This window comes from Photorhabdus hainanensis, from assembly GCF_018448965.1.
Classification (GTDB): Bacteria; Pseudomonadota; Gammaproteobacteria; order Enterobacterales; family Enterobacteriaceae; genus Photorhabdus; species Photorhabdus akhurstii.
This window is the reverse complement of record NZ_RCWD01000046.1, coordinates 1-23,756: the sequence shown is the minus strand read 5'-3', so window position 1 is coordinate 23,756 and position 23,756 is coordinate 1. Positions and strand designations below refer to the sequence as shown.

The window sequence follows — 23,756 nt, the reverse complement described above, 5'->3', positions numbered from 1 at the left end:
CATTGATTTTATCGAGGTTTTGGTTGGTATGGGGTTAACCATATCTGATCTAGTGCGTATCACCTTGACTAAAGTTGCGAAGGAAAAAGCATTACCGTTTGAAATGCGAGTACCTAATAAATTGACTGCCGAAACTTTGGTTAAGAGTGATCGTGGTGAAGACATTCATCAAGCAAAGAATGCTGACGATTTATTCGATCAGCTTGGTATCTGATGCGCTAGGCAAGATATTCAGGCTAGTTTAGACGTGGTGTGAAGCCTGTACAAAAATTCGGGGTGGGAAGGGAAAGTTTCAAAATAGCCAATGTAGCCACGACATTACTTTTACGTATGACGTATTTTTTGTAAAAACAGTGTAAGCGTGCGGCATAGCGACGTTCACGCTGTTTTTATCAGCAACTAACCCATGATTATCAAAAAGGTATTGACGGCCTGTAGCGAGCGCAGTAAGATTCGGCTCGTTTTCGGCGAGTAGCGCAGCTTGGTAGCGCAACTGGTTTGGGACCAGTGGGTCGGAGGTTCGAATCCTCTCTCGCCGACCAATTTAGAGTTTGGGGCTGTCAAATAAGCCGCAGGCTTGAAGAAATAGAGAAGCCTTACAGTGATTGCTGTAAGGCTTTTTGTCATCTGGCTGTTTACTCTAACAGCCACAGCCGTTTGGTGCATAAGCTTGCATAACTTTGCTATCAGCATCAAAATGCTTCGGCCTTCCACCGTTGAAAAGGCCATAATGTTTTTTCCCATCACCAATTAAATCAAAAAGTGTATGGTAACGACTTTTGCTGATCATATCGGCAGTATTCCGGCATACTGGGACCGCTCTACCTGTTTCAAAAATATGTTCTCGATCAAGCACAAACTGATCCGGGGCATCCGATAAATTGCCTTTGTAAATGGCAACTTGACCATAATCCTCACAACGGTCTTCCAAATCTAATTTGAACAGCCTCAGCGTCATTGAATACAGTTTTGCACCGCCCAGTTTTGCTTCGATCTCCTTATTATTTATGGATTTCAAACTGCTATTAATGACACGAACATCATTAAAACCGGCTGCTTTTGCCAGCCGTATGAAATCTTCAAAGTACAATGCATCACCAATACACTCACAAACAATTTGTTGGTCATTTTTCAGTGATTGGTCCAGCCTTCTATCCAAAAAAATATCAGAAAAATAGATTTCACCACCCGATTTGAGTAAACGGGCCATACCAGCCAACACACTTGCCTTAGATACAGATAGATTGATGACACAGTTTGAGACGATAACGTCGATACTTTCAGGTGGTAAATTAAGTTGTTCTAGCGACTCGATATAGCCTTGCTGAAAATGCACATTGGTGGATGAGTAGTTAAAGATTTGACGATGGTAATCCACAAAACGTTGGGCAAATTCGATTTGTTCTGCCGTTGCGTCAATACCAATAACTTTACCCTCGGTACCTACAAGGTGAGACAGAATAAAACAATCACGCCCGCTACCACATCCCAAATCTAATACTGTTGTTCCTTCTAGCAGGGGAGGAAAAGGCGTACCACAACCATAAAAACGACTCTGTACATCAGGATGGATAAGCTTAAGAATTTCTTTGATTCTGTCTGAAGTGGTGTTGTCCACAGTGCATACATTTATAGCAAGATCCTCTCTACTAGACAGGGTTTTACCATAATAGTGTTGTATGTCTTCGATTCGTCGTTTAATCGATAGTTCGTTCATATCTATTTCCTTCAAATTAAATTATTAATAGGCCGATATTACGTTTCGGTAATTTGGCGCCAGATTTACAATGAGTTATCATATTCCTGATCAATGCATAGATGATCAATGTATAAAGTCAAAAAAAACCGTCATTGCTGACGATTGATATGTGCGGCGACTTCCATCCAAGCTTCTACCGCGACAGTAAAAGCTTTACGCCCTTTATCTGTTAATGTGTATACCTTGCGTCCACGACCTGCAACGGTTTCGTTGTGTACCGTGACATATCCACCCTGCTCAAACTCACGCAGTACCGGATAAATCGTACCTTCAGTAGGTGAACAACACCCTTGGGTAGAATGTTCAACCTCACGGGCTATTTCGTAACCGTGCATAGGCCGTTGTTGTAAGACACTGAGAATGAAAAACTTGGATAAGCTCATCTTAATGATGCCATTCCAATACATTCTATCAGTGTAGTCCACTGTGGTTCGTCCAACAGTGTTAAGTGTTTTCTTCGATTTGTTCATAACGGCATCATATACATTGAGCATCAAGGTGTCAATGTATCAGGTAATCTGTTTAATTTGTTTTATTATTGACTTTATTCATCATCATGAGTCACCTCTTTTCGATAATAAAATGTAGGTATCTCTTGGCTGGTTTCAAGGGATGCCTACTTCCGGCATCCCTTTGATCAGTATTTCAGATGGATCTTCTGAACTATTTCACACAAGTCTGATATTTTTCCAGAATTGCCACATACTTACCATTATGTTTCTGTCCCATATAGGTGACAGTGTTCCTGCTACACCACAATATGAACTTTATGTTCCTATTTCATCGTTCCCATAGTAATTTTCAGATTAGGCTACCATGTTTTGGAATGGAAGATATTTTTGGATCAAAACTCAAAAGGAGTTTAGAAGGTCCTCGTGTATACACTCCTGTTTCTTGATAATGATAGTTATCAGCAAAACGTAAATTGTGCAGGCGATCCAAAATAATATTGGATGAGACTTCTAACTGACTGAGTGAAAATGCAGCCGCAATACAGGCATGAGTACCTACACCAAAAGCCAAATGTCTTTTTCGATTTGCTTTCTGTTGAGAAGTTGTATTTTTTCTTCGATATAGATCAAATTCATTTGGTTTGTGAAAAACCGATGGATCGCGATTAGCTGCGCCAATCATACAAAATATTACAGTGCCTTTAGGTATATCGATACCGGAAATAGTGACGTCTTCACTTGCTTCTCTTGGAATTAGTTGTACCGGTGGTGTCAGACGTAAAGTTTCTTCAAATGCATCTCTAACCAGATTGCGATCTTTAACAACCGCATTAAGCATACTGGGATTAGATATTAAGTGATTAAACATCATGGCTAATACTTTGTCAGCAGGTTCTATCGCCGCTAATAGAATGTTTAAACATAGTGCTGTAATTTCACTTATGGACATCTCTGTATCTTGACAAAATATAGATATAATGTCCTCACTGGGATTACACCGTCTCTGATCTACTATAGGGCTTAGTAAGCGAATCAATTTTTGACCACATTCAATACTATGCATTTTTTCTGGCTCTGTTTGGTCAAACTGGGTAACAAAACTGGTGATACCCTTGTGCCATTCAGCTATGTCACGATAGTTATCACTTGGCAATCCAAGAATACCTAATGTCACTAATACGGCATAATCTCGGCCAAAGTCATTAACAAGATCTATACTTCCTTTTTCTATATGAGGTTGTAAGAGATCTTCAGTAATCTTTCGAATCATGGGGTCGTAGTGACTATTAAAATAATCTCTTAAAAGCCCCTGCATCATGAGTTTTCGTTTACACGTATGTTCTTCACCTTCCATTTGAATAAGAACGCGATCCCCCATAACAGATTCCGGTTCAGTTAATGGCTTCGTATTGAAAATTGAAGACTTTAAAATAGTGTCAACATCCTCATATTTGCCAATAAAATAGCCGTTTCGGGGTTGATCAAAATAAACTAAATCTTGTTTATGTAAGATGTCGTAAAAGTCGTAAGGATTTTTTATAAATTTGGGATCGTGAATATTGAAAGAACTTAATTTAGCCATTATTTTGCTTCCTTTCTAAGGATGTTTGGTACTAAAAGCCTATTAACATTAAATACAGGGACTATCTCATCAGACTGTTTGTATTTTATACTTGAGTAACGATTCCGTAACTTTGTTTATCTCCTACTTGTATAGGATAACTACCGTTAAACAACCCTTTTCCGATTGGCCAAGGACGATGATAAAGTAACGTAGAATATTTTACCCCAAGTAATCGAGGGGTATCGAGGTAGAAGGGAATTTCAGCGAAAATATATGGTAACGCTTTATATACTAATTGTAGGTCAATTAGACCAAAGTATTGCCCGGTACCTTTTAGTCGCCCTTTTATGGCTTGAAAGGACATATCAAGGCAGATTTTTTTAAAAGATTCTGATTCATTAAACGCGTTTTCAACTTGTGTTTTAACAGATTGGTAGTCATGGTTTAGTGCGAAGTCACTAAATTGAATGACTCTGATTTGCTTACTTTTTAGCATTGCTATGGAAATCGCATAATCAAGGTTACATAAATGACGTCTAATTTCTCGTTGTGTTTTCTTGATTGCCTTAGCATTCTCAGTTCCACCAGCGACTAAAAGGCGCGAAGCTTCACGTTCACAAGGTAACAAGATGTCGACTTGCTGGAAGTAATGACTTGACCACTGAATAAGGTCCACTACATAGTCCTTTGAAAAACGCGAGTTAAAGGGGCTTATCCCTATTAGCGCGTGGTCGCCTTTTTGAATAATTTGGCCACAACGAGGGGTTTCACCTTGGACAATAAATGATGGTGAATTCTCGTGCAGCAATGTTGAATGGAGTGGTAATATCTGATTGTTCGTTTCTTTTAAGAATTTTTTTTCAGTAGATAACATTTCCATTGACTTTCCATTTTTTTAATGTAATCCCGCATAATCCTGGTATGAATTTTTTAATTTTTATATAGGTTCATTACATCTCCATTAAGATATTTATACAGAAATTTGATCTAACTTAATCTCGTAAAAATGTCAAAAATTATCGAAAGTCAGAGTTAGATAAACCCCATTTCGAATCGATCAACGAATTGATGTTAAATGAGTTTTTACCGATTCAGGTTGCTGTTGAGAAAGTGAGACGAAAATCGGGTACAAAAATGCATCGTCATCCTTGGAGACAAGATAGCATTCTTTAATAAGGAGGTTGTTCAGATAACAACACCTAATGCTGTATTTTTAACTTTATGTCAACATGCTTCGCCATATTAGTCATGTGGCGACTTTATTTGAGTATATTGACAGATATTCTGTTTATATGGCTAGAATAATGGCAAGAAGATATAACTATTTTTCTCTGGTAAATTTATCAGCTTTTATTGATAAATTAAAAAATCCATATATAAATTATGCTATTTAACTTGAGTTCTATTTAATCTCTTGTGTCAGTAATCCTGTAGAAAAATTACGTATATACTAATAATATCATAGTAAAAAATAACATTTAATTACTATCCGTGATATTTAATTTATCCATCTGAGAAATATCTCTCATTCATTAAATGACTTGTTTGAAAAAACATAAGAATGGTGTATGAATATTATCTTCTATGAACATCAAATGGAATATAAATGTGAGATTAAATGACATAGGTAACACAGTTTTACTTGAAATTAATAAGTTTAGAATAAACGGCAATCGAGTATTTTCGAAGTGTGAATATCAAAATTCTATAAGTAGACATAAAGACAGGATGTTTTTGCATATCGATAATATGTTAGCAAAAGAAGGTAAGATGCGGCCAAATATGACATTGATTGACTGTTCGAAAGGAAATAGTGGGAAAGGTGAGATTAAATATGAATCCGTAATAACAAAAGGAATCCAATGTCGGAAATTTACTTTTTGGAATAAGAGAATCATAGGTGATATATGTCTTCACATAGTGGCGTAATATATGGGGTTATTTTCTGCCTCATCAGTGCAGCATTTGATGTTTTTGTTGCGTATTTAACTCAATCAATAAACTCAGCTATTGTCATCTTCTATTGTTTTACATCATCTACTTTATTATTTATGATGATAAGCATTTTCAAAGGGATTGATCAATTAATTGAAAAGATCCGCAAAAATGTTTTATTGGTGGTGATTATTAATGTCTCAATTTTATTAAATTGGGGAGGATTAATCATTGCGCTACGCTTTCTTGAGCCTGCAATAGTAGGTGTTGCTTCAGTGGCTTGCGGCCCTGCAATCACTATCCTTCTCTCATCTTTTATCGATAAGGACGAAGCAAAAACAGAAAAATTGGAAGTTGTCATATCCTGGTTAGTTCTCATTGGGGTAGGTGTGATGCTGGTAAATTCATTTTTGGGAAATAGTGGATTATCATCAACTTCAATTCAGGACAGGATTATTGGTATTGTGAGTGTGATATTTGGCGCCATAGGAACAGTATTATACACTATTTTTTCTAAGAAATTATTCAAGGAGAAATGGCAAACGTATGAGATATTGTCTGTTAGAAGTATTTTAATGGTAGTACTTTCATTTTTTTATGTTTCAGTATCCAGTGTTTCTCTTAGTTTAGATATCGATATGATTCTTCCGATGTCGATTCTTGTTATCGTTGGACATTTACTTCCAATCTATCTGGTATTAAAGACAATTAATGCCATTACCCCTCTTCATGTCTCTTTGTTATTTCTGCTAATACCTGTATTTACGATCATTTTTCAATATCTTGATTCACGTATAGCGTTTTCTGTTGAAAGTTTGATTGCAGCTTCGGTTATAGTTTCTTTATTAATCATTCTTGGGGTGAGTAAGATAAAAAAGACAAATAGGGTATAGAATGAAAAAGGCTGCTATTGTAGATGATTTTTCTTTTGGTAAGGTTATGGTTAATGATTTTATAGTGTAATTACAAAGATACCCCTTTTTCTATGAGGCTGCTTTTTGTGCTGATGAAAATAAGGAATTATTTAAAGGAATATGGACATGTTTACTTTTAGAGTAAACATGTTGTTTTTATTATATAAACTTACTCAATTAATCAAGAAAGTCCATATGTAAATTACGTATATACTAATAATATCATAGTAAAAAAATAACAATTAATTACTATTAATAATATTTAATGTATTTATTCTTACCCCTCGATTTTATTAATTTCATGATAAATAAGGCTTAATTTATCCATCTGAGAAATATCTCTCATTCATTAAATGACTTGATTGAAAAAACATAAGAATGGTGTATGAATATTATCTTCTATGAACATCAAATGGAATGTAAATGTGAAATTAAATAACATAGGTAACACGATTTTACTCGAACTTGATAAGTTTAGAATAAACGGTAATCGAGTATTTTCGAAGTGTGAATATCGAAATCCTACTGGCAGCCATAAAGATAGAACATTTTTGCATATCGTTAATACATTAGAAAAAGAAGGTAAGATACGGCCAGGCATGACATTGATCGACTGTTCGACTGGCAATGGCGGGGCGGCACTAGCATGGATAGGAAGAGAGAAAGGGTATAAGGTCAAGATATTTATGCCGGAAGGCATGACAGATGAGCGTAAAGAGCAAATAAGATCTTATGGTGCAGAAATTTATGAGACACCAAAGGAACTGTTTCTGAATGGGGCTGTTTCGGCAGCAAAAGATTGTGCTGAAAGCGGAGATGATGTCTTTTTTCTTGACCAATCAGGTACAACCTTAAATAAGGAAGCTTGGAATATATGTGGAGAGGAGATCGTCAAAGAATTAAAAGAAAATAATCTTATTCCAGATTATTTTATTTGCTCGATAGGTACAGGGGGAACTTTCTCAGGAATTGCCGAAATATTAAAAAGAGAATATAGCAATATAAAAACAATTGGTATTGAAGTAAATAGTTCTGCGCCATTATATGCACTGAGAAACGGCCTTCATTTTGAACATCATAATCATAATTTGATGGGGCTTGGCGCGGGTGTTCTTTCGGTCAACACTGTCCAAGAATTAGTTGATGAAGTATATACAGTAGAGGGGGATGAAGCATGGAAAAGAATGAAAGAATTTATATTAAGTGATGATCTTGGTATAGGACCTACTTGTGGTGCTAATTTACTAGTATGTGAGAGGATGCTGCAAAAAGTACATAATAAAGTATTCATTACGTTATTCTTTGATAGTGCATGGAAATATAAAAGTCGTTGGGATGGTATTTATCCTGAATATAAGGCAGATTGAAAATGTTATTAGAAGATGTTTATGAAAACGCAAGGGTTGTTAATTCGGGGAGAGCACTTACAACAGTTAATGAATTTACAGATCAATTACCTGCGTTGAGGCCCCAGGTTTTGATCGAGGTTGCTCATAGAATAATCCAATTAATGGATCTTAAAGTAGATAAAATTGTTACAGAAGAAGATAAAGGCGCTCCACTGGCAACAGCTATCTCCCTCCTTACAGGAATACCATTAGCAATGGCTAGGTGGTATCCCTATTGTTTGGACGAGATGAATAATACTGTTGTACAGATCAGCTCTGAATATTTTGAAGGAAAAATGTATCTCAATGGAATAGAGCCAGGTGATCGCGTCTCTATTATTGATGATACGTTAAGTACTGGAGGGGCGGTGATATCCCTTATAGAAGCGGTACAAAAGAGAGGGGGTGAGATTAAAGATGTTATCTGTGCGGTAGAGAAAATCCAGAATAATGGTAAAAATAAGGTGAAAGATAAAACGGGCATAGAGGTGAAAACGATTATGAAAATTTATCTTGATAATAAAAGTGTTAAGGTTATTGATTAATAACAAATATGAAGACAATAACGATTAAAGATGAATTTGCAATAATAAGAGGACTCTAATGTCGGAAATTTACTTTTTAGAATAAAAGAACGATAGGTGATATATGTATTCGTATAATGGCGTAGTATATGGGGTTGTTTTTTGCCTCATCAGTGCAGCATTTGATGTGTTTGTTGCGTATCTAACGCAATCGATAAATTCAGCTATTGTTATCTTTTATTGCTTTGTATCATCTACTTTGTTGTTTGTGATGATCAGTATTTGCAAAGGGATTGATCAATTAATCGTGAAGGTCCGCAGGAACACCTTATTGGTGTTAATTGTTAATGTCTCAATTTTACTAAATTGGGGAGGATTAATCATTGCGTTGCGTTTTCTTGAGCCTGCAATAGTGGGTGTCGCTTCAGTGGCTTGCGGTCCTGCGATAACTATCCTCCTCTCATTTTTTATCGATAAAAGCGAGGTAAAAACAGAAAAATTGGAAGTTGTCATATCCTGGTTAGTTCTCATTGGGGTAGGTGTGATGCTGGTAAATTCATTCTTAGGAAATAGTGGATTATCATCAACCTCAATTCAGGACAGGATTATTGGTATTGTTAGTGTGATACTTAGTGCTGTAGGAACAGTATTATACACTATTTTTTCTAAGAAATTATTCAAGGAAAAATGGCAAACATATGAGATATTGTCTGTTAGAAATATTTTAATGGTAGTACTTTCATTTTGTTATATTTCAATATCTGATGTTTCTCTTAGCTTGGATATTGAGATGGTTCTTCCAATGTCGATTCTTGTTATAGTCGGGCATTTACTTCCAATCTATCTCGTACAGAAAACAATTAATGCCATTACCCCGCTTCATGTCTCTTTGTTATTTTTGTTAATACCTGTATTTACGATTCTTTTTCAATATCTTGACTCACGTATAGCGTTTTCTGTTGAAAGTCTGATCGCAGTTTCGGTTATAGTTTCTTTATTAACTATTCTTGGTGTGAGTAAGATAAAAAAGACAAATAGGGTATAACGAGGTATAAAATGAAAAAGGTTGCTATTGTAGATGGTTTTTCTTCCGGTAAATTTATGGCTAAAGCGCTGTATGAGAAAGGGTGTTATCTCTTGCATATAGCTTCGAAACCGGATTTACATAGTTATTACTATAAAGGATTTGATTATTCAATCTACCAAGAGCACCATGTTCACGACACGATAGAAGATACAGTCAACTTCCTTAAAAAACAGGAAGTTGAATTTATTATTGCCGGGAGTGAAAGTGGTGTTTCGCTTGCTGATGAGCTTAATAATCATTTTGAATTGAATTATAGAAATGATTTTGCTAAGACGTCTGCAAGGCGCAATAAATATGAGATGATTGATACACTGAAAAAATGTGGAATTCCTGCGGCTGAGCAAGGTAGATTTTCAGATTGGCCTGCTGCGGAACAATGGATTAAAGCCTTTAATAATTTTCCTGTGGTACTTAAGCCATTAGAGAGTGCAGGCTCTGATGGTGTTTATATTTGTAAAGATGTGCACTCTGCTAAGGAAGCTTTTCATAAAATACTGGGAAAATATAATAAACTTAATATTTGTAATCATCAGGTTTTAATACAAGAGTTTCTTAACGGAACTGAATATGTCGTTAATATGGTGTCGCTTAATCGTCACCAATTAATTACCGAAGTAGTAAAATATAAGAAACGCAAACTTGATACTGGTAGTATAATTTATGATATTGATGACATTATCGATTCCTCTTATCCAGAATATAATGTTTTAGTAGAATATACGAGAAAAGTTGTCATTGCTTTAGGTATATTTAATGGCCCCAGTCATGCGGAAGTGATGTTAACACCTGATGGTCCAAAACTTGTTGAAATTGCCGCGAGAATAGACGGAATATTACGACCGACGATAGCAAAATTAACAACAGGTTTAGGACAAATTAGGGCTGCTGCCATGTCTGTTGTTGAACCAGAAAATTTCTATAAGGCTATACAAAGAGAAGCTTATACTCTGATTAATCATTCCTATAATGTATGCTTGATTAATCATCGTCCTGGCGTATTTACTGCTAATAATTTTATGGCAGAATTAAAGAAATTGCCCTCTTTTTGTGAAGCTATTTTTTATGTTGATGAAGGTGATGAAATCGAAATAACTAAAGATGTTTTTAGCCAACCTGGAACAGTTTACTTAGTTCATCATGATAAGAATGTTATCCAGCAAGATTACGAAAAAATTAGGAGAATGGAAGAACTGGGTGGGTATTTGAAACCTATTTAGAATTATATGTCAGATAATAATAATGGTCGCTAACCAGAGATGTGTTATATTTTCTAGTAAATTTCTGGCTCTGGCGGCTATAAACTATAAATGGATAAGACTAGATTTAGTCGTTTAGATATTATCTAAATTTACCGGTAAACCGTTAATGAAACCCAAGGTGATGGAAAGTAGAAATAGATAAACTAGTAACAGGTTTTTGTATTTATTTATATAACTGATGTTATACTTATTGGATTAACTTTTCAGGTACCGATTTTATTCGGCGCACAGCATTTTATACCAGTTATCATCTTTTCTCGTGAAATAATCGTTTACTAATTAATCAAACAACCACAAATTTTGCGCCCAGGTTAATAGTGATTAGTACTATCGCTATGTGCTTTTTATGGTCTTTTTGTCTATAAAATGTGTTCTTTGTCATATTTTTGTGCTAACTATGTTAATTATTAGTTTCCTTTGTGTTTTCCTGTTGTTTGTGACATCTGTTGAGATCTTATTGACGCAAGAGACAACAGTTGTTTAATTGATAAGCTGAAAATAATAAACAAAACCTAAACAGCGCAGTTTCGGACAGGAAGTGCAGATTCTGGCTGTACACAACAACATCACAAATGGAGTGCAAGAAATGACTACTTTCTCTAAAAGAGCGAAGTTATTGAAGCTAGGGGTCAGCTTAGTTGCATTGGCAGTAACCGCCAGCGTTCAGGCAAAAACATTGGTTTACTGTTCCGAAGGCTCACCGGAAGGCTTTAGTCCACAATTATTCACTGCCGGTACAAGCTATGATGCCAGCTCTGTACCGCTGTATAACCGTTTGGTTGAGTTCAAAGCCGGTACCACCGAAATCATACCTGGGCTGGCGGAGAGATGGGATATTAGTGATGATGGCAAGACATATACTTTCCATCTGCGCAAAGGCGTTAAATGGCATGAGAATAAAGAGTTCAAACCCACTCGTGATTTTAATGCTGATGATGTGATCTACTCTTTCATGCGTCAAAAAGATGAAAATCACCCATACCATAAAGTCTCTGGTGGTAGCTATGAGTATTTCATTGGCATGGGCATGAGTGAGATGATCGATAAGATTGTAAAAGTTGACGATTATACTGTCCGGTTTGAACTGACCCGTCCAGAAGCCCCGTTCTTGGCTGACATAGGGATGGATTTCGCCTCTATTATGTCCGCGGAATATGCAGATAAAATGATGAAAGCCGGTACGCCGGAGAAAGTCGATCTGAATCCAATCGGTACTGGCCCATTCCAGTTGGTTCAATATCAGAAAGATTCTCGTATCCTATATAAAGCGTTCAAATCCTACTGGGGTGATAAAGCGAAAGTAGATCGGTTGGTCTTCTCTATTACTCCTGATGCATCTGTTCGTTATGCAAAACTACAGAAAAATGAATGTCAGATCATGCCATATCCAAATCCAGCGGATATTGCCCGTATGAAGAAAGATAAAGATATTGTCTTGTTAGAACAACCGGGCTTGAACGTGGGTTATGTTTCGTTCAATGTCACCAAAAAACCATTGGATAATCTTAAAGTCCGTCAGGCGTTGACGATGGCGGTCAATAAAGACGCTATCGTTGAGGCGGTTTATCAAGGAGCAGGTCAAAAAGCGAAAAACCTGATTCCACCGACAATATGGGGTTACAACGATAACATTAAAGATTATCCATATGATCCGCAAAAAGCGAAACAGTTACTCAAAGAAGCGGGTTTAGGAGATGGTTTTACTATCGATCTGTGGGCAATGCCGGTACAGCGTCCGTATAACCCAAATGCTCGTCGTATGGCGGAAATGATCCAGGCTGACTGGGCGAAAATTGGTGTGAAAGCCAAAATTGTCAGCTATGAATGGGGCGAATATCTGAAACGAGCTAAAGACGGCGAGCATCAAATTGTGATGATGGGGTGGACCGGGGACAATGGTGATCCAGATAACTTCTTCGCAACCCTATTTAGCTGTGCGGCCAAAGAGCGGGGTTCTAACTACTCTAAATGGTGCTACAAACCATTTGAGGACATCATTCAGCCCGCGCGCGTAGCTTCTGATCACGCCAAACGTGTCGAGCTTTATAAACAGGCACAGGTTGTGATGCACGAACAGGTTCCAGCGCTGATTATCGCTCATTCCGTTGTTTATGAACCCATTCGTAAAGAAGTTAAAGGCTATGTTGTTGAGCCATTGGGTAATAAACACCGTTTCGATACCGTGTCCCTCGAATAATCCTATTCTTACTTTGTTGTGATACGCCATCTTCCTGATTTCTAACCGAAGATGGCGGTTTTCTCCAAGCGATCATAACTGGTGGAAAACTAACAAGAAAAGTAGAGGCAAGATGTTTATTACGTTGTGAGCCAAAAGATTGTGAGCCAAAGGGGGAAAGTCCTCCCCCTTATCAAGCCAAACGGCCTGAGAGCTGTAACCGGCATTTAAAAAGAGAGTTTGGGATATGTTGCAGTTCATACTCCGACGTCTGGGGTTGGTAATCCCAACGTTTATTGGCATTACTTTACTGACTTTTGCTTTTGTCCATATGATCCCCGGCGATCCGGTGACCATTATGGCCGGGGAACGTGGAATATCTGCTGAGCGCTATGCTCAGCTAATGGCCGAAATGGGGTTGGATAAACCACTTTGGCAGCAATACTTTCATTATGTCAGTAATGTGTTACATGGCGATCTGGGTATCTCCATGAAAAGTCGTATCTCTGTGTGGGAGGAGTTTGTTCCCCGTTTCAAGGCAACGCTTGAACTGGGGATATGCGCCATGTTGTTCGCTATTGCTGTGGGTATTCCCGTTGGCGTCCTGGCGGCGGTAAAGCGTGGTTCTGTTTTTGATCATACTGCGATAGGACTTTCTCTCACTGGATACTCCATGCCGATCTTCTGGTGGGGGATCATGTTGATTATGCTGGTTTCTGTCCAGTTGGATCTGACGCCGGTATCCGGGCGAATAAGCGACAGTGTTTTCCTTGATGACAGTTATCCGCTGACGGGTTTTATGCTAATCGACACCCTATTCTGGGGTGAAGCCGGTGATTTTAAAGATGCGGTGATGCATATCATTTTGCCTGCCGTTGTCTTGGGGACGATTCCACTGGCGGTGATTGTGCGTATGACCCGCTCTTCCATGTTGGAAGTACTAGGTGAAGATTATATCCGTACTGCACGCGCTAAAGGCTTGAGTCGTATCCGTGTGATTGTGGTCCATGCGCTTCGCAATGCATTGCTGCCGGTTGTAACCGTTATCGGTTTGCAGGTGGGCATTATGCTGGCGGGTGCGATCCTGACTGAAACTATCTTCTCTTGGCCGGGGCTGGGACGCTGGCTGATCGATGCCCTTCAACGCCGGGATTATCCGGTGGTGCAGGGAGGCGTATTACTGGTGGCGATCATGATCATCTTGGTTAACCTGATAGTTGACTTGCTATACGGCATCGTTAACCCGCGTATCCGGCATAAAAAATAGGGAGCGCATTATGTCTCAAGTAACTGAGCCTGCAAGCAGTGCGCCTAAGATTATGACGCCGATGCAGGAGTTCTGGTATTACTTTAAGCGCAATAAAGGGGCCGTTGTTGGTCTGGTTTATATTGTACTAATGTTATTAGTCGCTCTGTTGGCGGGGGTGCTTGCCCCACACAGTGCGTCTGAGCAGTTCCGTGATGCTTTGCTGACACCACCGGTATGGCAGGACGGAGGAAGTTGGCAATTTATTCTGGGTACTGATGATGTTGGACGCGATTTACTTTCGCGTTTGATGTACGGCGCTCGGCTTTCATTGCTGGTAGGTTGTCTGGTAGTGGTGCTATCCCTGTTGATGGGGGTGGTTCTGGGTGTGCTGGCGGGTTATTTCGGTGGTGTGGTGGATATTATCATCATGCGTATCGTTGATATTATGCTGGCATTGCCAAGCCTGTTGCTGGCTTTGGTGCTAGTGGCGATCTTTGGGCCATCCATTGTCAATGCTTCGTTGGCGTTGACCTTTGTCTCTCTGCCACATTACATCCGTTTAACTCGCGCTGCGGTGTTGGTAGAAGTTAACCGTGACTATGTGACGGCTTCACAGGTGGCGGGAGCGGGTTCCATGCGTCAGATGTTTATCAATATTCTGCCTAACTGTCTGGCGCCGCTGATTGTGCAGGCTTCTCTGGGTTTTTCTAATGCCATTCTTGATATGGCTGCTTTGGGTTTTCTGGGGATGGGGGCGCAGCCACCCACGCCAGAATGGGGAACAATGCTGTCTGATGTATTGCAATTTGCACAAAGTGCTTGGTGGGTAGTGACGTTCCCTGGGATAGCGATTCTACTGACAGTGTTGGCATTTAACCTGATGGGTGACGGTTTGCGTGATGCACTTGATCCTAAACTCAAGCAGTAGTGAGGTAGCGAAATGGCACTGTTAAATGTAGAAAAATTATCGGTTCACTTCGGTGACGAAGAGGCGCCGTTCCGCGCCGTTGACCGCATCAGTTACCGAGTTGAGCAAGGGCAGGTTGTCGGGATTGTCGGAGAGTCTGGTTCTGGTAAATCGGTCAGTTCATTGGCGGTGATGGGATTGATTGATTATCCGGGCAAGGTAATGGCTGACAAACTGGAATTTAACCAGCGTGATTTGACCAAAATTTCCGAGCAAGAACGCCGCCAACTGGTTGGTGCGGAAGTGGCAATGATCTTCCAAGATCCGATGACCAGCTTGAATCCCTGTTATACCGTTGGGTTCCAGATTATGGAAGCGCTGAAAGTGCATCAAGGCGGCAATCGTCGTACTCGCCGCCAGCGGGCGATTGATCTATTGACCTTGGTGGGTATCCCTGATCCTGCATCGCGTCTGGATGTATATCCGCATCAATTATCCGGTGGTATGAGTCAACGGGTGATGATCGCAATGGCGATTGCTTGTCGGCCCAAATTACTGATTGCTGATGAACCAACAACGGCTTTGGATGTCACCATCCAGGCGCAAGTGATTGAACTGTTGTTGGAGTTGCAACAGCGGGAAAATATGGCGCTGATATTAATCACTCATGACTTAGCATTAGTGGCGGAAGCCGCTCATCACATTATCGTGATGTATGCCGGGCAGGTGGTGGAATCGGGTAAAGCATCGGAGATCTTCCGTGCGCCACGCCATCCTTATACTCAGGCGTTGCTCCGGGCATTACCTGAATTTGCCACGGATAAATCCCGTCTTGCTTCTCTACCGGGCGTTGTGCCGGGGAAATATGACCGGCCTGTTGGTTGCTTACTGAATCCACGTTGTCCATATGCAAATGACCATTGTCGTCAGGTGGAACCGGAATTAAGAACGGTGGGGGAACGTCAGGTGAAATGCCATATACCGTTGGATGATGCGGGGAGGCCGACAGTATGAGTGAGTATCTTTATCCGGCGCAGCAAATATCCACTGTGCCGTTATTAAAAGCGACAGATCTGAAAAAATATTATCCGATTAAAGGAGGGCTCTTTTCGCCTGCTAGAACGGTAAAAGCGTTGGATGGCATCTCTTTCGAACTGGAAAAGGGAAAAACGCTGGCAGTTGTGGGGGAATCGGGGTGTGGTAAATCCACGCTGGGGCGATTGCTGACGATGATTGAAAAGCCGACTGACGGGGAGCTTTATTATCAGGGGCAAGATCTGTTGGTGCCAGATAAAGACGCTGAAAAGCTACGTCGTCAGAAAATCCAGATTGTGTTTCAAAATCCTTATGGTTCACTTAATCCGCGTAAGAAAGTGGGTCAGATCCTGGAGGAACCTCTGCGGATCAATACCAAGTTGAGCGCACAGGAACGTAAAGAGAAAGTGTTGCAGATGATGGATAAAGTGGGGCTAAAAACTGAACACTACAGCCGTTATCCGCACATGTTCTCTGGTGGCCAACGCCAACGGATTGCGATTGCCCGTGGTCTGATGTTGGACCCGGATGTGGTGATTGCGGATGAACCGGTTTCCGCATTGGATGTCTCGGTGCGGGCGCAAGTGTTAAACCTGATGATGGATTTGCAGCAAGAGCTGGGACTCTCTTATGTTTTTATTTCCCATGATTTATCGGTGGTTGAACATATCGCTGATGAAGTGATGGTGATGTACCTTGGTCGTTGTGTGGAAAAAGGCAGTAAAGAGATGATTTTCAGTCATCCACGTCACCCCTATACACAGGCGTTATTATCAGCAACGCCAAGGCTAAATCCTGAATTACGCCGTGAACGGATAAAATTGACAGGCGAATTGCCAAGCCCAATGAATCCACCACCCGGTTGTGCGTTTGCAGCGCGTTGCCGCCGGGCGCTTAGCATTTGTACTCAGCGTCAGCCAAAACTGAATCAATATGGTAATCAATTGATCGCCTGTTTTGCGGTTGATCAGGATGAAAATGTTGCAGTGGAATAATTGGTTGGCAATTATTTAATAAAACATCTTTGGTGATAATGGGTTAGCTATTATCACCATTTAAATATTTACTTATATTTCTGATAACCATTGATCGTTACCAAAGGCAATTATTTCAGGAAAATAACGACTTGGATAAGTGAAACAGGGTCGTTAGCGATAAAATCAAGTATACTCAATTCCATTGATCACGTGTTATAACTGCGATATCCACAGGCATTGGTTTAAGTGAAAATGAAATTGCGCGTCAAACGTTCGTTAACTATTAAACAGATGGCCGCAGTGACCGGCGTCACGTTGGTGACCATTGCTATTTTTATTACGATTCAATTGTGTCATTTTATACAGCAACGTAAAGATGATTATATCAGCCAGCTTAATAATGCGGCAGTTCAGGTACAGGCGCCTTTAACGGAAGCACTACTTAATTCAGATCTCAGTAAAGCAAAAGAGTTGCTGATAGGGCTGCGTACGGTAGGTATCTTAGGACGGGCGGATGTGGTGTTGCCGGAGGATATCCGGGTGATACGATTGAGCTTTGCTACCCATCGTCCAATCCCTGAACTGGCTAAACGAGTTTTTGGCATCCCTGTGGAAGTGAGTATTCCTCTTCATGTTTATGGTTCAGTATCGACAGGAGCTAAACCGCTAGGGCATCTGATTTTGCAAGTGGATTCCAATCGAGTATATCGTTTTGCTATTAATACGTTGGCGCTGATGCTGACAACTTATTTATTACTGGCCCTTATCCTTACGGTGTCGATAAGCTGGTGTATTAACCGGATTATTGTGCACCCATTACGTGACATTGCACGGGATCTTAATAACGATCAACCATCAGAGCCAATGGCTTGCCCTAAATACCATCAGGATGATGAATTGGGTATGCTGATCAGAGGATATAATCGTCAATTTGATAAGCATAAACCTCCGTCATCATGAAACCATCCGTGGCGGTCTGAGGTCTAATCCTCAGTTATAATCCTGACAGGATTTCGCCTGCTAAAATTCAGGTTTTTGCTTTTTCTACCGTTATTATTGGTTGAAGGGAACATATTCTGTCATCAATGGTTAAATCTTCGAAGGCTAAAACCAAGGATAGACATCTATAGGGGTTCACATGCAGGGTACGAAAATTCGTTATTTTATTGGTGGGATAATGCTGGCAATTGCGGGCCAGACGCAGGCGGAAGCCTTGCAGCCTGACCCTGCCTGGAAACAAGGTAAACTGGAAAACGGTTTTAACTGGCAAATCTTGCAGACACCGCAACGTCCTAACGACAGAATACAGTTGCGCCTTGTTGTGAAAACAGGGTCGCTGGCGGAGAAAACCCAACAGGCGGGTTATACCTGGTTGATTCCGAAAGTCGTGCTTTTTAGTAGCAAAAGTTTATCTTCCACCAAATTAGACCAGTTATGGAACAGCGCTATTGATCCAAAATACCCACTGCCTCCAGCTATTGTTTCATATGATTTCACACTTTATAGCTTGAGCTTGCCACATAATCAGCCTGAACTACTAAAAGACGCGTTGAACTGGTTGGCTGACGCAGCGGGCAAGGCGGTATTTACACCTGAGACTCTACAACATGCCATGAAAATGGCTAATACATCCGTCGCAACCTATCCACCGGATATACAAGATCCCGTGTGGCGTAGACGTTTGAAAGGTTCAACGCTGTTAGGGCACGATCCGGCGCAAAATGCGCCTCAACCTATTGATTTGGAGAAACTTAAGCAGTTTTACCGGCAGTGGTATACCCCTGACATGATGACGTTATACGTTGCGGGTCATGTGGATAGCCGTACTCTGCCGGAAAATATCAGCCAAGCGTTTTCATCATTGAAAGGTAAACGCCATACTCCGGCCACCATTGCAGCGTTGTCACCAATGAAACCGGAGACCATAGGGATTATCAGCGATAAAAAGAAGGAAGATACTTTATCCTTGATTTGGGATCTCAATTGGCAGCCGATTAATGATTCGCATGTGCTTAATCACTATTGGATCAGTGATATTACCCGCGAGGCACTTTATCGCTATCTGCAACTTGGGCTGGAAAGAAAAAACGATAAGGCGTTGAAACTGGGGTTGGATTGTAAAGTCCAGTATCATCGTGCGAGTTGCGCCCTGAATCTCAACACGGCGGCAGGTAATCTGAAACCTGCAATGGAGTATCTGGCGGCTGAATTGGCCACACTACGGGATAAAGGATTGCCGAAGGGACAATTTGATGAGCTATATGCGCAAAAACAAGCACAACTCAGCCAGTTGTTTGCCATGTATGGTCATACCAGCACGGATATTCTGATTAATCAGCGTCTTTTGTCCCAACAGAGCAATGTGGTGGATATCGCTCCTGAGCAGTATCAGCGTTTGAGACAAGCATTTTTAGCTTCCTTGACCCCTGAAATGCTTAATCGTGAGTTGAAACAGATCCTTTCACAAGAGGTTGCATTTATTCTGATTCAACCGAAAGGGGAAGCGGAGATGGATGTCGATCAGTTAAGAAACAGCTTTAATCAGATTATGTCGTTGACGCCACATCAGGATAAAGTTGATATTCCGGCACAACCACCGATACCTAAACCTGATGCAAAAGCGTCTTAAAGCGGTAAAAGGGCGGGCAATACCGCCCTTCATCATTGGAGACTACTTTTTAGCCTCAGCTCTAAGTTCAGTCACATTCTTACCGCCGATGCCCCAATTATCAGTATCGACTTCATCAATAATGACAAAAGTTGTCGCCGGATTTTTTCCTAATACATCGACCAGTAACTGAGTGGCTCCTTCAATTAATTGCTTCTTTTGTTCTGCGGTAGCACCTTCACGGGTAATTCTGATATTAACAAACGGCATAAACAGCTCCTTTTCATCGGTTATTATTGGCAGATCGTTCTGCCGGGGCACATTTATTCGGTATTTTTATGATTATTATCCGCAGTAGCTATCCAGGCAGCGCAGAATAACGTTAAGCGGGCAAAGAGATAGAAAAATGTCATCAGGCCGATAACAGAGCCAAATGCGGCGCCAGAAGGGGAATTGGCGAGGCGTGGTAACGTCATGGTCATAATATATTTGAGCGCTTCAAAGCCTATTGCTGACATCAATGTCCCTTTTAATAGTGCCTTGCGTTCTGGCTGGTGGCGAGGCAGCACCCAAAATAGCCATAGGAAAAGCAGATAATTAGCTGAAATAGAAATGGCTAATCCAATCAAGAACCAGGATGGACGAAGCCATTCAATGCCATCTAACCCTAACATCTTGACAATGGTTGCTTGGGCGGAGCCTGCGATAGAGGTCAGTGATAGCGTGATGACCAGCGCTAATAATAGCCCGATCAGAGAAATAGAATCACGAAGATATTTAAAATAGATTTTCTCATTATCTTCCTGATTTCTCACCCAGACAGGATGGAACTGGGCAAGAATAGCCTGACGTAAATTACTGACCCAATTCACACCGGAATACAGCGCAATTGCCAAACCGGTTAATCCCACGGTAGTACGTTGTTTAATTGCTGTATCGACACTATTTTTCAGCGTATTGGCAAGAGTCGGATCACTAATACTGTTGGCGATACCATTAATCAGTTTTGCCAATAAATCGGGATTAGAGGCCAGAATAAAACCGGCAATGGCAAAAGAGAGCATCAGAATGGGAATAAGTGATAAGAAGGAAAAATACGTTATTGCGGCGCCAAACTGATTACCCATCCGATCATTAAAACGCAGCGTTGCCCGGATAAAGTGGGCAATAATAGGAATATTGCGGATATAATTTCCTACTCTGACTGTCAGGGAAATCGCTTTTTTACCGTGATGAATGCCCTTCTCCAAAGGTGTTCTGGATAACCTTTTCGGCTGATGTTGGGCTGTTTCCTGTTTTTCTGTGCGCTTTGGCATGTATAGCCTCAAATAGTTACCTTGCTTGAATATGAGTAATCTCATCATGCCATGTTTCTACGAGATGATTCCGTTGTCAAATCTAGGTCACTTGTCAAAGTGATAGGCCACCAGCCCAACGAGGAAAGATTTTCCAGGCGATAGTCTTGGGTGAAATTTAATCTTCCATTAATTCTTTCTGAGAAATTAAATAAAAGTGAAGTAGCTATTATTCTACAACATGAAATAGCTAAGGCTGAAAGGGACAAAGTACTGCATGATAAACATGAGTTTGATGATGTTTATTTATCTCAGCCGATTTATAGGCAAATGTATTATGTAACATTATATCAAGAAATTTAAATAATTTTTCAAAATAATAGATTCCTTGAAGGGAGCTTAGTCCAATTTTGGCGTTCTGATCAATCGCCAAAAATCACTAAAAGGACTGAGTTACGCCAATTATAGTACCCATATCCCAAAATGAGCGAAGCTTAATATAAAAAATTATTCAGACAACTCAAGACAAAAATTACTAATATATATGGGATCATAAAGTACAATCACATCTAAATAAGCTGAAAAAATAAACCAAAAAAAATTAAATATGAGGATGAAACATAAACGAATTTGGATGGAAACTCAACTTTTGGAGTAAGTATTATAAGCGGGGTTTTTGCGTGTGGATAATATTTAATTATTCATACGATTCTCCTAGTTTTGTAACAGTAGTAATACAAAAAAACTTGCTATTAAAATAGATAATAAAATCTATAATAGCACTGTGTCGGAATAACCATTTTTGCAAAAATAATATAATAACTCACTCGACACGATTACGTGAAACGCTAGGTGTAATCTAGATAATTATTTTTGCAATTATATTCTATAAGGAACATATTATGAAAATTTCTCCTCTGAACTTTCCGCCTATTAACGTTACTATCCCTGGCAGTGATGGTTATAAATTTCACTTTGAAGGGCGTGTAACTTCAATTACTCAGGGCCACATAACTGCCTCAGGATTGGCAGATTTTATAGATGTGCCGATTAATTGGGGGGCAGGTGCCATTTCTGGTGCTGAAAGAAACTTTGATATTCCTTTCATCAATTTTGGCGATTTTAATATTAAAGTCGATTCGATAAGAGCTGACAATATTATCAATGCTATTCCTGGTTTTACGCATGAACAAAAGGCTAAATTAGAAAGCATTATTACTGAACAGAAAGCATTAACTAATAAGACCCCTCAAGAAGCGACAAAAAATTTAGCGGGTATGACGCTTGAAGAACTAGTTTTATATCAACGTTACATCTCAGAATTTCAAAAATCCAAATCTGAAAAAGCAATTGAATCAGTGAATAAAGCACTTAATATTATTAACAATACACCTGAAGGATTAACGTTAATTGATGCTAATAAGTACCCTTACGATAAGAAACATACGACAAATGTGGGCATAATTAAATTGACATCTAGGGTAGTGATTAATTCCCAGAAGAATTTAGATGATTTTTTAAATAGTGAGATTAAAAAGTCTGATGATTTTTGGAATGAGATTGGAAATAAATATCGAAGAGCTGTTAGAAATTTGTTTTTGTATTATAAGGAAATGAAAGCTAAATTAAGTAGAGCGCTCACTACAGAAGTCGCTCGATTAAAAAGAATTAAAGAAGATCTTGAAAAATCAAGAATAGAAATTAATGAAGCTATTCATGACGGTCAAAACACAGCAATTCCGCCTTCGGTGAAGCAATTAATTTTTGCCAAGTTGTACCCGAAAGAAGCGTTCGAAATTGGCCTTTTTAGTCAGGGTTCGACAAATATCACCACCAATGCAGTGCGCTTTGCAACCCAAGGTGATGAGAAAAAAGGGGGATTCACTCAACTCAAGGACATGCAGGGTGAAGGAACGCAGGTGAATGCTTTTCGACATACTATTTGGCAGGCTACTCTGTCAGCCAGATATGGGGAAAAAATTGCTAAACATGCAGGTGATGCACATGAAGTTGACCCTCGGGTTGATCTGAATATCCGGCAATTTGTAGTTCTCAATGATGCTGATCAGACTATTGATTTACTTAATAACCAAATAGGCCGCCATATTGGGTTGAGCTCAAATACAACATCAATGAAAATGTTAGCGCTCATCGCATTAGAAAAATTTCATAAAGAAGGGTTATATGTTGCCGTTAAGAATGCTCATGGTTATGAAGTTGTTAAAGAAAAAATTTCCGATGTACAATACGCTTATATGAAGTCTGTATTTGAAAGCCTTGATGAAAACGGCAAATAAAACAGTATAACTTATTGAAAAATAATAGCTAATACAAAACCTCAGATGAAGATCTGAGGTTTTGTGTTAAAAGCAGAAAAAATTACCTGATTACCATCGAATCTCAGCTAGCTTGAGTAAATACTCAGGTATAGGTGCTGCCCGGATACATGAATAAATAAGCTGTTCGAATGTTTTTTTAAGGTTAAAGCGCCAATTGAACCTGAAACAGAATTCGGCAAGATAACGAGGTAAATACTTTTTGCTAATCGAATGATATGTTCCGCGTATCGAATTTTTTACATTACTTATCATTGTGTTAACCCACTGAAAATAAGGAAGCTTAACACT

At 39.7% G+C, this 23,756-nt stretch carries 22 protein-coding genes and 1 tRNA gene; 16 read left to right on the top strand and 7 right to left on the bottom strand.

From position 1 onward, the window contains the following. The first annotated feature begins 1 nt into the window (after position 1). Entirely contained in the window at positions 2–214 is a 213-nt protein-coding gene (locus EAE92_RS20940) for a type II toxin-antitoxin system RelB/DinJ family antitoxin (RefSeq protein WP_339959410.1), read from the top strand. Between the two features lie 251 nt (positions 215–465). Beyond that, positions 466–542: transfer RNA gene (locus EAE92_RS20935), tRNA-Pro, on the top strand. A gap of 98 nt (positions 543–640) precedes the next feature. On the opposite strand, the gene EAE92_RS20930 is transcribed toward EAE92_RS20935, so the two are convergent. The 4 genes from EAE92_RS20930 to EAE92_RS20915 all read right to left on the bottom strand — a co-directional run bounded on the left by EAE92_RS20930 (position 641) and on the right by EAE92_RS20915 (position 4,655). After that, positions 641–1,717, bottom strand: coding sequence for a methyltransferase domain-containing protein (locus EAE92_RS20930; protein ID WP_214069464.1), 1,077 nt, complete (start codon positions 1,715–1,717; stop codon positions 641–643). Positions 1,718–1,848: 131 nt separating this feature from the next. Next, positions 1,849–2,229, bottom strand: coding sequence for a PadR family transcriptional regulator (locus EAE92_RS20925; RefSeq protein ID WP_214069463.1), 381 nt, complete (start codon positions 2,227–2,229; stop codon positions 1,849–1,851). 331 nt (positions 2,230–2,560) lie between these two features. Then, the gene (locus EAE92_RS20920) at positions 2,561–3,793 is read right to left on the bottom strand and encodes a cytochrome P450, cyclodipeptide synthase-associated (protein ID WP_214069462.1); all 1,233 of its coding nucleotides are present in this window, start codon (positions 3,791–3,793) and stop codon (positions 2,561–2,563) included. Positions 3,794–3,878: 85 nt separating this feature from the next. Then, entirely contained in the window at positions 3,879–4,655 is a 777-nt protein-coding gene (locus tag EAE92_RS20915) for a tRNA-dependent cyclodipeptide synthase (protein ID WP_246545326.1), read from the bottom strand. Positions 4,656–5,682: 1,027 nt separating this feature from the next. Between EAE92_RS20915 and EAE92_RS20910 the strand changes: the two genes are divergently transcribed. The 12 genes from EAE92_RS20910 to EAE92_RS20855 all read left to right on the top strand — a co-directional run bounded on the left by EAE92_RS20910 (position 5,683) and on the right by EAE92_RS20855 (position 19,855). Further along, positions 5,683–6,603 (top strand): DMT family transporter, encoded by a 921-nt coding sequence (locus EAE92_RS20910; RefSeq protein ID WP_105396514.1) that lies wholly within the window; start codon positions 5,683–5,685, stop codon positions 6,601–6,603. A gap of 446 nt (positions 6,604–7,049) precedes the next feature. Next, complete coding sequence (locus EAE92_RS20905) at positions 7,050–7,991, top strand: pyridoxal-phosphate dependent enzyme (RefSeq protein WP_082302261.1); 942 nt, start codon at positions 7,050–7,052, stop codon at positions 7,989–7,991. 2 nt (positions 7,992–7,993) lie between these two features. Then, on the top strand, positions 7,994–8,557 hold the full coding sequence (locus EAE92_RS20900) for a phosphoribosyltransferase family protein (RefSeq protein WP_046395277.1): 564 nt from the start codon (positions 7,994–7,996) through the stop codon (positions 8,555–8,557). 103 nt (positions 8,558–8,660) lie between these two features. Further along, complete coding sequence (locus EAE92_RS20895) at positions 8,661–9,581, top strand: DMT family transporter (protein WP_214069461.1); 921 nt, start codon at positions 8,661–8,663, stop codon at positions 9,579–9,581. Positions 9,582–9,592: 11 nt separating this feature from the next. Beyond that, complete coding sequence (locus EAE92_RS20890; protein WP_214069460.1) at positions 9,593–10,840, top strand: ATP-grasp domain-containing protein; 1,248 nt, start codon at positions 9,593–9,595, stop codon at positions 10,838–10,840. A 628-nt stretch (positions 10,841–11,468) separates the two neighbouring features. After that, positions 11,469–13,079 carry a dipeptide ABC transporter periplasmic-binding protein DppA gene (dppA, locus tag EAE92_RS20885; protein WP_046395274.1) on the top strand — a complete coding sequence of 537 codons (1,611 nt, stop codon included), beginning with the start codon at positions 11,469–11,471 and terminating at the stop codon, positions 13,077–13,079. A 226-nt stretch (positions 13,080–13,305) separates the two neighbouring features. After that, positions 13,306–14,325, top strand: a complete 1,020-nt coding sequence (dppB, locus tag EAE92_RS20880) for a dipeptide ABC transporter permease DppB (protein WP_036814325.1) — start codon at positions 13,306–13,308, stop codon at positions 14,323–14,325. Positions 14,326–14,335: 10 nt separating this feature from the next. Further along, on the top strand, positions 14,336–15,235 hold the full coding sequence (gene dppC / locus EAE92_RS20875; protein ID WP_046395273.1) for a dipeptide ABC transporter permease DppC: 900 nt from the start codon (positions 14,336–14,338) through the stop codon (positions 15,233–15,235). Positions 15,236–15,247: 12 nt separating this feature from the next. Next, complete coding sequence (gene dppD / locus EAE92_RS20870; protein WP_214069459.1) at positions 15,248–16,228, top strand: dipeptide ABC transporter ATP-binding protein; 981 nt, start codon at positions 15,248–15,250, stop codon at positions 16,226–16,228. Further along, a complete protein-coding gene (dppF, locus tag EAE92_RS20865) occupies positions 16,225–17,244 on the top strand; it encodes a dipeptide ABC transporter ATP-binding subunit DppF (protein ID WP_214069458.1) in 1,020 nt (339 codons plus the stop codon). The genes dppD and dppF overlap by 4 nt, the downstream gene beginning before the upstream one ends. 234 nt (positions 17,245–17,478) lie before the next feature. Beyond that, positions 17,479–18,186: a HAMP domain-containing protein gene (locus tag EAE92_RS20860; RefSeq protein WP_036779816.1), complete on the top strand. Its 708-nt coding sequence runs from the start codon at positions 17,479–17,481 to the stop codon at positions 18,184–18,186. A 178-nt stretch (positions 18,187–18,364) separates the two neighbouring features. Further along, positions 18,365–19,855 carry an insulinase family protein gene (locus tag EAE92_RS20855; RefSeq protein ID WP_214069457.1) on the top strand — a complete coding sequence of 497 codons (1,491 nt, stop codon included), beginning with the start codon at positions 18,365–18,367 and terminating at the stop codon, positions 19,853–19,855. Between the two features lie 42 nt (positions 19,856–19,897). On the opposite strand, the gene EAE92_RS20850 is transcribed toward EAE92_RS20855, so the two are convergent. Further along, positions 19,898–20,104, bottom strand: a complete 207-nt coding sequence (locus EAE92_RS20850; RefSeq protein ID WP_046395265.1) for a 2-hydroxymuconate tautomerase family protein — start codon at positions 20,102–20,104, stop codon at positions 19,898–19,900. A gap of 53 nt (positions 20,105–20,157) precedes the next feature. Beyond that, positions 20,158–21,150, bottom strand: a complete 993-nt coding sequence (gene yhjD / locus EAE92_RS20845; protein ID WP_214069456.1) for an inner membrane protein YhjD — start codon at positions 21,148–21,150, stop codon at positions 20,158–20,160. 150 nt (positions 21,151–21,300) lie between these two features. Here yhjD and EAE92_RS20840 point away from each other — a divergent pair, with 150 nt between their 5' ends. Further along, a complete protein-coding gene (locus EAE92_RS20840) occupies positions 21,301–21,492 on the top strand; it encodes a hypothetical protein (RefSeq protein ID WP_011144706.1) in 192 nt (63 codons plus the stop codon). A gap of 539 nt (positions 21,493–22,031) precedes the next feature. Next, positions 22,032–23,426, top strand: coding sequence for a DUF6973 domain-containing protein (locus EAE92_RS20835; protein WP_051560903.1), 1,395 nt, complete (start codon positions 22,032–22,034; stop codon positions 23,424–23,426). Positions 23,427–23,516: 90 nt separating this feature from the next. Here EAE92_RS20835 and EAE92_RS20830 read toward each other — a convergent pair. After that, positions 23,517–23,756, bottom strand: a 240-nt coding sequence (locus EAE92_RS20830) for a transposase (protein WP_214066812.1), incomplete at its 5' end; no start/stop codon positions are given.